Source organism: Klebsiella sp. CN_Kp104 (assembly GCF_040064515.1).
GTDB classification, from domain to species: domain Bacteria; phylum Pseudomonadota; class Gammaproteobacteria; order Enterobacterales; family Enterobacteriaceae; genus Klebsiella; species Klebsiella aerogenes.
Genome location: NZ_JBEAII010000006.1, coordinates 50803 through 64129, shown reverse-complemented (window position 1 = coordinate 64129; position 13327 = coordinate 50803). Strand labels below are relative to the sequence as shown.

The window sequence follows — 13327 nt, the reverse complement described above, 5'->3', positions numbered from 1 at the left end:
TCATGGCGAAGACGTTATACGAGAAATTATTTGATGCGCACGTGGTGTACGAAGCGCAGAACGAAACACCGCTGCTGTATATCGACCGCCATCTGGTGCACGAAGTCACCTCTCCGCAGGCGTTTGACGGGCTGCGCGCCCATGGCCGCCAGGTGCGTCAGCCGGGTAAAACATTCGCCACCATGGATCACAACGTCTCGACGCAGACCAAAGATATCAACGCCTCCGGCGAAATGGCCCGCATCCAGATGCAGGAACTGATTAAGAACTGCAAAGAATTTGGCGTTGAGCTGTATGACTTAAATCACCCGTTCCAGGGCATCGTACACGTGATGGGCCCGGAACAGGGCGTCACCCTGCCGGGGATGACCATCGTGTGCGGCGATTCCCATACCGCGACCCACGGCGCATTCGGCGCGCTGGCATTCGGTATCGGCACCTCTGAAGTTGAACATGTACTGGCGACTCAGACCCTGAAACAGGGGCGCGCGAAGACCATGAAAATCGAAGTCCGTGGCAAAGCGGCGCCGGGCATTACCGCGAAAGACATTGTGCTGGCAATCATTGGTAAAACCGGTAGCGCCGGCGGTACCGGCCATGTCGTCGAATTCTGCGGCGAAGCCATTCGCGATCTGAGCATGGAAGGCCGTATGACTCTGTGCAATATGGCAATCGAGATGGGCGCCAAAGCGGGTCTGGTCGCGCCTGACGAGACGACATTCAATTACGTGCAGGGCCGCCTGCACGCGCCGAAGGGCCAGGATTTCGCCGACGCGGTGGAATACTGGAAAACGCTGAAAACCGATGATGACGCCACCTTCGATACCGTGGTGACGCTGCAGGCGGAAGAGATTGCGCCGCAGGTCACCTGGGGCACCAATCCAGGCCAGGTCATCTCGGTTACCGATATTATCCCGGATCCGGCGTCGTTCAGCGATCCGGTCGAGCGCGCCAGCGCCGAAAAAGCGCTGGCCTATATGGGCCTGAAATCCGGCGTACCGTTGACCGAGGTCGCGATCGACAAAGTCTTTATCGGTTCCTGTACTAACTCGCGAATCGAAGATTTACGCGCGGCGGCGGAAATCGCCAAAGGACGTAAAGTGGCGCCGGGCGTACAGGCGCTGGTCGTCCCCGGCTCCGGCCCGGTGAAAGCGCAGGCGGAAGCCGAAGGTTTGGATAAGATTTTCATCGACGCCGGTTTTGAGTGGCGCTTACCGGGCTGCTCCATGTGCCTGGCGATGAACAACGACCGCCTGAATCCCGGCGAACGTTGCGCCTCTACCAGCAACCGTAACTTTGAAGGCCGTCAAGGCCGCGGCGGACGCACCCATTTAGTCAGCCCGGCGATGGCCGCGGCAGCAGCGGTTACCGGCCATTTCGCCGATATCCGTAACTTGAAATAAGGAGACCATCATGGCAGAGAAATTTACCCAACATACTGGCCTGGTGGTTCCGCTGGATGCCGCAAACGTCGATACCGATGCGATCATTCCAAAGCAGTTCCTGCAGAAAGTGACGCGTACCGGCTTTGGCGCGCACCTGTTTAACGACTGGCGTTTCCTCGACGACCAGGGGCAGCAACCGAACCCGGAGTTCGTGCTGAACTTCCCGCAATATAAAGGGGCGTCTATCCTGCTGGCGCGTGAAAACTTCGGCTGCGGCTCCTCGCGCGAGCACGCGCCGTGGGCGTTGACCGATTACGGTTTCAAAGTGGTGATTGCGCCAAGCTTTGCCGATATCTTTTACGGCAACAGCTTTAATAACCAACTGCTGCCGGTGACGCTCAGCGATGAGCAGGTGGACGAGCTGTTCAAGCTGGTACAGGCGAACCCGGGCATCAGCTTTGAAGTAGACCTTGAAGCTCAGGTGGTTAAAGCCGGGGATAAAACCTACAGCTTTAAAATCGACGACTTCCGCCGCCACTGTATGCTCAACGGCCTGGATAGCATCGGCCTGACGCTGCAGCATCAAGAGGCGATTTCCGCCTACGAACGCCAACAGCCCGCCTTTATGAACTAATCTTCAAGCCCGGTGAACAAGCCGGGCTTTCTCTTTTTGCCCCTCTCAGGCGCATATTAATACGTATAATTAATAGATAATTTTATCCTTCCCATCCCTCATCGTGCATTTATACCGGCAATAGCAGGCTATTTTTGTATATATCAACAATGACAAGTAAATAATCAACGGAAGTATTTAAAACAAACCGAGCAATATGTGAATTAACGGTTAACTCCATAGAAAACCCCTATAGCTCAGCGCAAAAAAAAGCATTATTTTTCCCCTCCCTGGCTCGTTATCTTTCCAGACAGAGAAATATTAACTTTAGATACGCCACGCCGCTTACATCACCTCGTGGGCCGCCGGGCGTTCTTGTGGAGAGCCTAAATGAGCCACTATCCTCACCTATTCAGCCCGCTGACCATCAACGGGATGACCATAAAAAACCGTATTATTATGCCGCCGATGGGCACCAATATGGCTACCCTCAACGGCGAGGTCTCGCAGGAACAGCTTGAATACTACGAGCTGCGGGCGAAAGGCGGCACCGGGCTCATTACTGTGGAAAATATCTGCATCGATTTTCCCTTCGCCTCCAATGGTACAACGCAGTTACGCATCGATAACGATCAATATATCCCACGCCTGTTTAAATTAACCGAAACCCTTCATAAACACGGCGCTTGCGTAGCGATTCAGCTGAACCACGCGGGCGCTTCGGCTTATGCTTATCGCCTGAATGGACAGACGCCGTTATCCGCTTCCAGCACGCCGTCGAAAAAGCACGGTAATATTCCGCGGCCAATGACCCATGAGGAAATTTATCACGCGGTCGACAAATTCGGCGACGCCGCGGAGCGCGTGCGCCGCGCCGGATTTGACTGCGTAGAAATTCATGGCGGCCATTCCTATTTAATTAGCCAGTTTTTGTCACCGTTATTTAATAAACGTACCGACGAATTTGGCGGCAGTATCGAAAACCGCACCCGCATATTAAGCCTGATTATCGATAAGGTTCGCGCCTGCGTCGGGCCGCGTTTCCCCATCAGCCTGCGCATCAGCGCCGACGATTTCTTAAAGGGCGGCAACACGCTGGAAGATTCGCTGCGCATCCTCGAACTGTGCCAGGACAAAGTCGACATCATTAACGTCTCTGCCGCGCAGAACGATAACCTGAACCTGCAAATCGACCAGATGTCGCTGGAAGACGGCTGGAAGCGCTACCTCTCTCGCGCGGTACGCGACAAATTCCATAAGCCGACGGTGATCGCCGGCAACATTCGTTCGCCAAAAATCGCCGAAGATATCCTCGCTACCGGCGATGCCGATCTGATCGCCATTGGTCGTGGGTTGATTGCCGAGCCAGAATGGGTGCAGAAAGTACAAAGCGGCAATGAGCGTCTGATGCGCAAATGCATCTCCTGCAATATCGGCTGTGCGGATCACCGTATCGCCCGCTCTCGCCCGCTGCGCTGCTCGATCAATCCGGACATTATCCACGGCGACGCTTACAAGCAGCAGCGAGTCTCACGAGAAACCAACGTCGTGGTGATCGGCGCCGGCACGGCCGGAATGGAAGCCGCCTGTACCGCCGCGGAAGTCGGCTGCAACACCTGGCTGCTGGAAGAGAAAAGCCACGTCGGCGGCCTGGCCAGCACCATTGCGCTGCTGCCGGAGAAAAAACGGATCGCTGATTTCCCGCAGTTTATGAAAAACCGCCTTTCCGGGCTAAGCAATCTGATGCTGCAGGTCGGTAAACGCGCCGATGTCGCTTCAGTCGCCGCGCTGCATCCACAGCTCATCGTCAATGCCACCGGCTCGATTCCTCTGCTGCCGCCTATCGACGGCCTGCGCGAGAACATTGACGCCGAAGGTGGTCGCCTGTTCTCGATAACCGGAATGATTAACCATCTGGACACCTTTGCCGATGCCGCAGGTAAACGCATCGTGGTGGTTGGCGGCGGCGCCGTCGGCCTGGACGTCATTGAATACTTCTCCGCGCGCGGCGCCGAGACGGTGCTAATTGAAATGCAAGACGCGCCGGGACAGGACCTCGACATTATTACCAAAAACGCGATGTTGACCATGCTGGACGAACACCAGGTGGAACAACACATGCGGACCCGATTAACCGCCGTAGCGCCAGACCATTTCACCGTGAGTACCGCCAGCGGCACGTTCGATATTCCCTTCGACTACGGCTTTGTCTGCCTGGGAATGCGCGCTAACCGCGCTGGTCTCGACGACATCGCCCAGTGGGCCGCCGCCAACAACGTAAAAATCATGAATATCGGCGACAGCCTGTCGGCCCGGCGAATTATCGACGGCGTGCGCGAAGGCCGCAACGTGCTGGAGATACTCGAAGACATGGGCGTACTCGGCAATCGCGAAGCGCAACAGATTCCATTTTTAACATATTGAGGATATTTATCATGGCAGAACGTCTTACCGGTCATACCGAACTGATTGGCTTAATCGCTACCCCGATTCGTCATAGCATGTCGCCGACTATGCACAACGAAGCCTTTGCCCATCTTGGCCTGGATTACGCCTACCTGGCGTTCGAAGTCGATAACCAGGAGCTAAAAGATGTCGTACAGGGTTTCCGCGCGCTGAAGCTGCGCGGTTACAACGTCTCAATGCCGAATAAAACCGAAATTTGCCAGTATCTCGATAAGCTCTCGCCGGCGGCGCAGCTGGTCGGCGCGGTCAATACCGTGGTCAACGATAATGGCGTGTTAACCGGCCACATTACCGACGGCACCGGCTATATGCGCGCGCTGTCGGAGGCTGGTATCGATATCATCGGCAAAAAGATGACCATCCTCGGCGCAGGCGGCGCGGCTACCGCCATCAGCGTACAGGCCGCGCTCGACGGCGTGAAGGCCATCTCGATCTTCAACCGCAAAGACAAGTTCTTCGCCAATGCCGAGCAGACCGTGGCCAAGATCCGCGATAACACCGACTGCGAGATCCACCTTTTCGATCTCGACGATCATGACAAGCTGCGCGCCGAAATCGACAGCAGCGTGATCCTCACCAACGCCACCGGCGTCGGTATGAAGCCTTTCGAAGGCCAAATGCTGCTGCCAAACGACAGCTTCCTGCGCCCGGATCTGATTGTCTCCGACGTCGTCTATAACCCGCGTAAAACCTATCTGCTGGAAGTGGCGGAGAAAAAAGGCTGCCGGACCCTCAACGGCCTGGGAATGATGCTGTGGCAAGGCGCGCGCGCGTTCGAAATCTGGACGGGCAAAGAAATGCCGGTTGAATACGTCAAGAGCATTCTGTTCTAAGAGGCCAGAGATGAAAAATAAATACATCCCTACTGCGGCAGGGCTGTATCTCAACTACCTGATCCATGGCATGGGGGTGCTGTTAATCACCCTCAACATGGCCCATCTTCAGGAACAGTGGGGAACAGACGCTGCCGGCGTATCGATCGTTATCTCCTCATTAGGTATCGGTAAGCTGGCGACGATCGTGACCGGCTTTTTGTCGGATCGCTTTGGTCGTAAGCCTTTTATCTATCTAGGGATCCTGAGTTATCTGATCTTCTTCGTCGGCATTCTGCTGACCAAAAATATCTATCTGGCCTACGTGTTCGGCATCATGGCTGGTCTGGCGAACAGCTTCCTCGACTCCGGAACCTATCCGGCGCTGATGGAGTCTTTCCCGCACTCCGCCAGCCGCGCTAACGTGCTCATCAAAGCCTTCGTTTCCGCAGGGCAGTTCCTGCTGCCGTTCATTATCAGCCTGCTGATATGGGCAAATCTGTGGTTTGGCTGGTCGTTTGTGATTGCGGCGGCTCTGTTTATCTTGAGCGCAATCTATCTGCTCAAGATGCCGTTCCCCGATAGCCAGGCGGCCAAAAAAGAAGAGATCCCAGCGGCGCAGGCAGCGGCTTCCGCTAAACCGCAAGCCAACAAACTGGACATGGTAATCTTTACCCTGTACGGCTATATCGGCATGGCGACCTTTTACCTGGTAAGCCAGTGGCTGGCGCAATATGGCCAGTTCGTGGTCGGTATGCCTTATGCCTCGGCGATCAAGCTGCTGAGTATCTATACCGTCGGTTCACTGGTCTGCGTCTTCGTGACCGCCGCCTTCGTCAAAGAGGTGTTCAGCTCCGCGGTAGCCATGATCATTTACACCTGTCTGTCGATGGTCTCACTGCTGTTAGTGTGCTTATTCCCGACACCGGTGATGGTTACCGGTTTTGCCTTCGTTATCGGCTTTGCCGCCGCCGGCGGGGTACTGCAGCTGGGGGCGACCATCATGGCAATGAGCTTTCCGAACGGCAAAGGCAAGGCAACGGGGATCTTCTACACCGCAGGCAGCATCGCGAGCTTCACGATCCCGCTTATCACCGCAAAGCTTTCGCAGATTAGCATTGCCAGCATTATGTGGTTTGATTTCCTGATCGCCGTCATCGGCTTTGTGATCGCCCTGTACATCGGCTATCGTCAACTTCAGGCTCGCGCGGCGCAAAGAGTGTCTCGCACCACCGTCACCGCCTGAGGTTCAACGACAACAATAATGGATACCTACATGACAACTGCAGTAACCGTAAAGAACATCACCTTCAAGGAAGGCGAAACCTTAATTTGCGTACCGCTGATCGGAAAAACGCTGGATGAACTGCTGACTAATGCTCAGGGCCTGGTTGACGCGGGCGCTGATATTATCGAATGGCGCGTTGACCATTTTACTCACGTCCGGGAAATCCCCCAGGTGCTGGCCGCACTGGCGGAAATCCGTCATACCCTGAAAGCACTCCCGCTGCTGTTCACCTTCCGCAGTAAGAAAGAAGGCGGCGAAACGGAAATCAGCGACGAAGCGTATTTTGAACTTAACCGCCAGGCGGCGCTAAGCGGATTAGTCGATGTTATCGACATCGAGTTGTTTAACGATGAAGCGCAAATTCGCGCGCTGGTGAACGACGCCCATCAGGCCGGCGTAAAAGTGATTATGAGCAATCATGATTTCCATAAAACGCCGGCGCAGGAAGATATCATCTATCGACTGCGTCGAATGCAGGATCTGGGTGCCGATCTGCCGAAGATCGCGGTGATGCCGCAGACGCCTCAGGACGTTCTCACTCTGCTTTCCGCCACGCTGACCATGAAAGAGAAGTATGCGACGCGCCCGCTGATCACCATGTCGATGGGCAAATCCGGCGGCGTTAGCCGGGTAACCGGTCGCTTGTTCGGTTCAGCGATGACCTTTGGCACCGTCGGCCAGGCCTCCGCGCCGGGCCAGATTGCCATCGCTAAGCTGCGCGAACTGATGGACATTTTGTCCTGATAAACAGGCTGCCCGGAGCCAGTCTCCGGGCGCTTGCTCAGTTGATTCTCTGGCTATCGTTAATGATGACGTTTTTAAACGATTGAATCGCTGAGGAAAGTACCCTTTCTTTCATTGTTGCGAGGTAAATATAACGAGGTGGGATCGCATTTTTAATCTTCAGAATGCGCACGTTATAATTTGCCAGTGCGGAGATCCTCGGCATAATCGCAATGCCATAGTCGATGCTAACCAGCCCCGCCATCGCAGTATCTTCATCGACGTAGCAGGCGATATCCGGTACCAGTTTTTGTTGCATAAAGACATTATCAATAAATGGCCGCAGACCGCTATTCTCTGAAAAATAGATATAGGGATAGTGAATCGTCTCAACCAAATCGACCTCATTATCATACAGCCGGGCAAGCGGATGATCTTTCGCGGTCACCACCACCAACTCCTGCTGAATAATAGGAATAAAGTCGATTTCGGGTTCATCGGCAATATATGAACAAATCGCCAGATCGGTTTTTCCTGCCTTTAACGCCTGTAATAACGAAAGCGAAGTGCCTTGCGTAAAGGAAAAAGTCACCTTGTGACTGGAAGGTGAATTAGTGTATTTATTAATTAACTGCGGAACAACAGATTCACCCATCGTATAAATAAAGGCGATACGAATATTCTCTTTCTTTTCACTATCATTGTTTTGCAGCGTCAGACGCCCGTTCTCCAGAGAAGCGAGCGCATCCTCCACATAGGGTAAAAAACGTTTACCGTTTTGCGTAATTTTGACGTTGCGTCCTTTTCTGGCGAACAGCGCCACGCCAAGTTCCTTCTCCAGCTCAGATATGGCGTGGCTTAGCGAGGGTTGAGTAATGAACAGACTGGATGCTGCCTCGGTGTAATGCTCCGTCTCGCTCAATCGCTTAAAATAATAAAGTTGCTTCAGGTTCATTATTTTTGTCCGTATAATATAAGAATAAGACCACTGCGTTTAATATACCATGCGGCAGGTTGATAATACGCTACAACGAGTCAATATCAGATTCACATCAAATATTATTTGATATTTCCTTTTGTGCGTAACAAAGCGTTGCCATTCATAGACCCAGTCTATGAATCCTTAGAGTATTTCTGCATGCATAAATACATGCAAAAATATTTTAAACTTTAAAGGAAATCTTTATGTGCATACCTGACGCTCAAGGGAGTCTAGCATCATCGCCCGGCACGCTAAAAAGAAGCAGAACGCGTATTTTTATTTTATCGCTGTTATCGCTGGGTACGATGATTAATTATCTCGATCGTACCATTCTTGGAATCGTTGCTCCAAAATTAACCACTGAAATCCATATTGATCCGGCGATGATGGGCATTGTTTTTTCCGCTTTTGCCTGGACTTATGCGCTGGCGCAAATTCCTGGCGGCATGTTTTTAGACCGATTCGGTAATAAATTGACCTACGCCCTCTCCATCTTCTTTTGGTCTCTGTTTACGCTGCTGCAAAGCTTCTCTCTGGGGCTGAAATCTTTGCTCCTTTTGCGTCTGGGCCTGGGCGTCAGTGAAGCCCCCTGCTTTCCGGCCAATAGCCGCATCGTCAGCAAATGGTTTCCCCAGCATGAACGGGCCAGGGCTACCGCAACTTATACGGTTGGTGAATACATTGGGTTAGCCGCCTTCTCGCCATTGTTATTTTTAATCCTCGAACACCACGGCTGGCGCACCTTATTTTTTCTGACCGGAGGGCTTGGAATTTTATTCACTTTCGTATGGTGGCGTTTTTATCATGAGCCACATGAATCGAAAACAGCAAATAAAGCAGAACTGGATTATATTGGCGCCAACCAGATTGCCAATAAGAGTGAAAACATTCCATTTAACTGGCGTGATGCCAGGCGGCTACTGTGCTGCCGACAAATTATCGGCGCCAGCCTGGGGCAGTTTGCCGGTAACACCACGCTGGTCTTTTTCCTCACCTGGTTTCCAACCTATCTGGCCAACGAACGCCATCTACCGTGGCTTCATGTAGGTTTTTTCGCCACCTGGCCCTTCCTGGCCGCCGCGGTTGGCATCATCTTCGGCGGCTGGCTTTCCGACAGGCTACTTAAGCGTACCGGCTCGGCAAATATAAGCCGAAAACTTCCAATAATTTCCGGATTACTCCTTTCCAGCTGCATTATCGCCGCCAATTGGGTCAGCGCGAATTCGACGGTGATTATTATTATGTCGATCGCTTTCTTTGGTCAGGGAATGGTCGGTCTGGGCTGGACGTTAATATCTGATATTGCCCCGAATAATATGGCTGGATTGACCGGCGGTATATTTAACTTCTGCGCCAACCTGGCATCAATTATTGCGCCACTCATCATTGGCGTGATTATATCAGCCACCGGTAACTTCTTTTACGCTCTCATTTACGTTGGCGTGACCGCCCTGATCGGAGTGATTGCCTACATCTTTATTATCGGCGACATCAAGCGAATCGTACTGAAGTAACGCTATCCCGCGCCGGGCCAGCATGGCCGGCGCGGGAGATTGACTTAAATATCTTTAACCCGGCTGGTCAAAAACAGCGTCAGCAGAGAAATCGCCGCGATTGTCCAGTACACGCTACCGTGACCATAGCTTTGCGACAGCGCTCCCTGAATCACTCCGGCCAGAATAACCCCGGTGGAGATACTATTGGTAAACAGCGTGGTCGCCGCCCCGGCGCGCCCCGGCATCAGATCCTGGAACCACAACATGCCGATCCCGGCGATAATACCGATGAAAATAGCATTGAATAGCTGCAGCGCCAGCAGCGCCGTGCGGCCATGGAACATGATCAGCCCCACATAGAACAGCACGCCGGCGGCGACTGCCGCCACCATCATTTTGCGTTTACCCCAACGCTTAACGTAGTAGCCGGCCAGGATCATCGCCGGAATTTCAAGACCGGCAGCCGTGCCCATCAGTATCCCCGCCAGACTATCCGGCAGGCCAAGATCGCTACTGATCCACAACGGCATATCGATGATATACATCGTGTTGCAGGTCCACATCAGCGTAGAAGCGATAAACAGCATGCGCACGTTTTTATCGCGCCAGCCGCCTTCCAGCTCCGGCAGGCTGCTGCCTTCCTGCAGTTGCGTCACTCGCGCCACCGAAGGCAGCTTAAAGGCAATCAGCGCCAGGCTGATGACAAAAATCCCGGCGGCAATGGAGAACATGGTCGTAAAGCCATAATTCAACGCCAGCATAAAAGCCAGCGGTGGGCCAATGACCCACGCCAGCGACAGCTGGGCGCGCATCACCGAGCTGAACATCACCACTTCGCGGGCAGAGCTATCGGCGTATTCGCGGGCGAGGGCAAACAGCTGCGGCATTGCCGCATTAGCGACCGAAGCCAGCATGACACCGCAGGTAATAAGCGTCAGATAATGGCGGTTGAAAGCGAACAGCAGCGCGTTACCCACTGCCATCAGGCAGCAGAACATAATTAACCGCCGACGATCGCCGCGGCTATCGGATCGTTTGGCCAGCGCCAGGCTCACCAGGATACCGGCAATCGCATTCACCGTATAAAACAGGCCAACCCAGAACGGCTGCGCGCCGACTTCGCGGCTGAGAAACAGGCTAAGCGTCGGCGCCTGCAGCGCCCCGGCCACCCCCATCATAAAAGCCACCAGCATAAAGGCGGCGTAGACGCCGTTTAGCCGTCGCCCCATAGTCATCAACCACAGCATGAAATATCCTTAACACACGCGAAGTAAACGAAAAAAGCCAGCAGAAGCAATCTGCTGGCGGGTGATTCAATACTCTGGATTTCGAGTTGCAGCCAATGCGCTTGCAGCCTGAAGATGGCGAGTATAACACCAATACTCAGTCACACATGATGTCGGCAAGTCAACGATCGGAGGTCGGCGACGTAACTCCCCACTGCATCAATTCCTCCAGCATTTTCTGCTGCCTACCTGCTAACTGGCGGGCCAGCCAGGACGCTCCCTGCGTCGCAGAAAAGTACCGTTGATAGAACTGCTTAGTGGTTGACCTCGTCATATTCATCTCCTTACTTCATCGAGGTCCATTATTGGCTTAATATAGGAACTGATAAATTGCTGAGTTTTCGTCAGGAGTTCCCCTTTTATGCCTTCCAGTCGTCTGCAACAACAGTTCATCCGCCTGTGGCAATGCTGCGACGGCAGGTCGCAGCAGACCACCCTCAACGAACTGGCGGAAATGCTCAGCTGTTCGCGCCGCCATATGCGCACCTTGCTTAATCTGATGGAAGCGCGCGGCTGGCTTGCCTGGGAATCCGAAGCCGGGCGCGGCAAGCGTTCACGACTGACCTTCCTTTATACCGGTCTGGCGCTGCAGCAGCAGCGCGCCGAGGATCTACTGGAGCAGGATCGCATCGATCAGCTGGTGCAACTGGTTGGCGATAAAACCGCGGTCAGACAGATGTTGATCTCCCATCTTGGCCGCAGCTTCCGCCAGGGGCGCCACATCCTGCGCGTGCTCTACTATCGGCCGATGAAGAATCTGCTGCCCGGCAGCGCGTTGCGCCGTTCGGAGACCCACATCGCGCGGCAAATTTTTAGCGCGCTGACGCGGGTAAATGAGGAAAATGGGGAACTGGAGGCCGATATCGCCCACCACTGGCAGCAAATTTCGCCTAACCACTGGCGCTTTTTTCTGCGTCCCGGCATTCATTTCCATCATGGCCGGGAGCTGGAGATGGCCGACGTTATCTCCTCGCTACAGCGCAGCAGCGAACTGCCGCTATTTTCCCATATCGAGCGCATCGTCTCGCCGACCGCCTGGACGCTGGATATTCACCTCAGCCAGCCGGATCGTTGGCTGCCCTGGCTGTTAGGCCAGGTCCCGGCGATGGCGCTGCCGCAGGAATGGCGGACGATGGAGAACTTTTCCAGTATGCCTATCGGTACCGGCCCTTACGCGGTCGCGCGCAATAATCAAAACCAGTTAAAAATCCATGCCTTCGAAGAGTACTTCGGCTATCGGGCGCTGATCGATGAGGTTAACGTCTGGGTGCTGCCGGAAATTAGCGAAGAACCCAACGGCGGCTTAACCCTGCAGGGCAATACCGAGAGCGAAAAAGCCGTAGAGAGCCGCCTGGAAGAGGGGTGCTATTACCTGCTCTTTGATAGTCGAAGCCCGCTGGGCGGCAATGATGACGTGCGCCGCTGGTTAAGTTATCTGTTCCAGCCCGCCAACCTGCTGTATCACGCCGGCGAGCACTATCAAGGCAACTGGTTCCCGGCCTACGGCTTGCTGCCGCGCTGGCACCACGCCCGCAGTCACGCCTGCGAAAAACCCGCCGGCCTGGAGTCAGTTACCCTCACCTACTATCGCGATCATGTGGAACATCGGGTCATTGGCGGGATCATGCGGGCGTTGCTGGCGGAACATCAGGTGAGGCTGAACATTCAGGAACTGGAGTACGACGACTGGCATCGCGGCGAAACGGTGAGCGATATCTGGCTCAACAGCGTCAACTTCACGTTGCCAATCGATTTTTCCCTGTTCGCCTATTTATATGAAGTGCCGCTGATGCATCACTGCATTCCCATCGACTGGGAGGCTGACGCCAACCGCTGGCGCGCGGGCGAGTTCAACCCGGCGACCTGGAGCCAGCAACTGCTGGAGAAACAGCATATTGTTCCGCTGATCCACCACTGGCTAATGATTCAGGGCCAGCGCAGTATGCGCGGCGTGCGCATGAACACCCTCGGCTGGTTCGACTTTAAATCGGCGTGGTTCGCCCCGCCGGAGCCCTGAATGCTTTGCGTCATCTAACAAAATCATTACACTATCGCCGTTCTCAACGGGGTGCTAATAAACATACGCAATATCATTCAAGTTGCATCAAGGCAGCAAGCGGGTGAATCCCCTGGAGCATAGGTAACTATGTGACTGGGGTGAACACGCGAAGCTAACGCAGATGCGGCTTGAAGGATGAAGCGTATGGGCTGAGAAAATACCCGTCGAACCTGATCCGGATAACGCCGGCGAAGGGATTTGAGGCCTACTCAAAATC

At 54.1% G+C, this 13327-nt stretch carries 11 protein-coding genes and 1 riboswitch; of the genes, 8 read left to right on the top strand and 3 right to left on the bottom strand.

The window, feature by feature from the left end:
- Positions 1-2: 2 nt before the first annotated feature.
- From leuC to aroD, 6 genes are all read left to right on the top strand, one after another.
- The gene (gene leuC / locus ABLU80_RS09310) at positions 3-1403 is read left to right on the top strand and encodes a 3-isopropylmalate dehydratase large subunit (protein WP_015368263.1); all 1401 of its coding nucleotides are present in this window, start codon (positions 3-5) and stop codon (positions 1401-1403) included.
- Between the two features lie 10 nt (positions 1404-1413).
- A complete protein-coding gene (gene leuD / locus ABLU80_RS09305; protein ID WP_348849921.1) occupies positions 1414-2019 on the top strand; it encodes a 3-isopropylmalate dehydratase small subunit in 606 nt (201 codons plus the stop codon).
- A gap of 369 nt (positions 2020-2388) precedes the next feature.
- Positions 2389-4422, top strand: coding sequence for an FAD-dependent oxidoreductase (locus tag ABLU80_RS09300; RefSeq protein ID WP_348849920.1), 2034 nt, complete (start codon positions 2389-2391; stop codon positions 4420-4422).
- Positions 4423-4433: 11 nt separating this feature from the next.
- Entirely contained in the window at positions 4434-5297 is an 864-nt protein-coding gene (locus ABLU80_RS09295) for a shikimate dehydrogenase (protein WP_015704391.1), read from the top strand.
- 10 nt (positions 5298-5307) lie between these two features.
- Complete coding sequence (locus tag ABLU80_RS09290) at positions 5308-6522, top strand: MFS transporter (RefSeq protein ID WP_015368267.1); 1215 nt, start codon at positions 5308-5310, stop codon at positions 6520-6522.
- 30 nt (positions 6523-6552) lie between these two features.
- The gene (gene aroD, locus ABLU80_RS09285) at positions 6553-7308 is read left to right on the top strand and encodes a type I 3-dehydroquinate dehydratase (protein WP_015704389.1); all 756 of its coding nucleotides are present in this window, start codon (positions 6553-6555) and stop codon (positions 7306-7308) included.
- A gap of 37 nt (positions 7309-7345) precedes the next feature.
- On the opposite strand, the gene ABLU80_RS09280 is transcribed toward aroD, so the two are convergent.
- On the bottom strand, positions 7346-8242 hold the full coding sequence (locus ABLU80_RS09280; protein ID WP_015704388.1) for a LysR family transcriptional regulator: 897 nt from the start codon (positions 8240-8242) through the stop codon (positions 7346-7348).
- 230 nt (positions 8243-8472) lie between these two features.
- On the opposite strand from ABLU80_RS09280, the gene ABLU80_RS09275 reads away from it, so the two are divergent.
- Positions 8473-9783, top strand: coding sequence for an MFS transporter (locus ABLU80_RS09275; protein ID WP_348849919.1), 1311 nt, complete (start codon positions 8473-8475; stop codon positions 9781-9783).
- A 44-nt stretch (positions 9784-9827) separates the two neighbouring features.
- Here ABLU80_RS09275 and ABLU80_RS09270 read toward each other — a convergent pair whose 3' ends face one another.
- Positions 9828-11012, bottom strand: coding sequence for a sugar efflux transporter (locus tag ABLU80_RS09270; protein WP_015704386.1), 1185 nt, complete (start codon positions 11010-11012; stop codon positions 9828-9830).
- 160 nt (positions 11013-11172) lie between these two features.
- Positions 11173-11325 (bottom strand): glucose uptake inhibitor SgrT, encoded by a 153-nt coding sequence (sgrT, locus tag ABLU80_RS09265; protein WP_015704385.1) that lies wholly within the window; start codon positions 11323-11325, stop codon positions 11173-11175.
- 87 nt (positions 11326-11412) lie between these two features.
- On the opposite strand from sgrT, the gene sgrR reads away from it, so the two are divergent.
- A complete protein-coding gene (gene sgrR, locus ABLU80_RS09260) occupies positions 11413-13068 on the top strand; it encodes an HTH-type transcriptional regulator SgrR (RefSeq protein ID WP_032709878.1) in 1656 nt (551 codons plus the stop codon).
- Between the two features lie 37 nt (positions 13069-13105).
- Positions 13106-13325, top strand: a riboswitch (TPP riboswitch).
- Positions 13326-13327 lie beyond the last annotated feature (2 nt).